We start from the raw sequence: 525 nt of genomic DNA, 5'->3' as shown, positions 1-525 counted from the left end.
GGCAGGCTTTTCCCTGGCCATCGTTTTGTCAGGTATTCATCAAGATAGGAGAAACCTTCTTCAATAGTCCAGACACTTCCTTCTTCTATGTCCAGAAACTCACGTTCATCATTCTCCATAGAAAACCTCTTGAATTCTTTTATTGCTGTTTGCTGGTCATTTGCCATCATGGATAGGATGAATTCTGTATCCACCATCTTTGCTTCTGGCTCATGCGGAAAAAGGTAACTGGTGTAACTGCTCCACCGGTACTGCTCTGGTTTTTCCACTAACCCTGCTTTAACCGGATTGTTATGGATGTAACGAATAACAGCCAGCAAATATGTGTTGTCATCAACAGGCTCACTTTTGAAACGATCTTGGAAGAGATGTCCCACCCGGTGGTATTTTTGATTGAAGTAGTAGGCATAGCTGGCATTGATCCGTTTCATCATCGTTGCCAGCCCTTCCGTACTCTCTCTGGCCAATAGGTGGACATGATTATCCATAAGGCAATAAGCAAAAACAAGAAAACCTGTCTCCTCC

At 43.6% G+C, this 525-nt stretch carries 1 protein-coding gene; it reads right to left on the bottom strand.

All coding sequences use genetic code 11. The features are described 5' to 3' along the window. Positions 1 to 488: transposase (locus JCM14374_RS12910; RefSeq protein WP_242849004.1), on the bottom strand; the 488-nt coding region annotated here is incomplete at its 3' end. Positions 489 to 525: the final 37 nt, after the last annotated feature.

It is taken from the genome of Syntrophomonas palmitatica JCM 14374, from assembly GCF_001311885.1.
Classification (GTDB): Bacteria; Bacillota; Syntrophomonadia; order Syntrophomonadales; family Syntrophomonadaceae; genus Syntrophomonas_A; species Syntrophomonas_A palmitatica.
The sequence above is the reverse complement of the archived record's forward strand: the minus strand, read 5'-3'. Positions and strand labels throughout refer to the sequence as shown.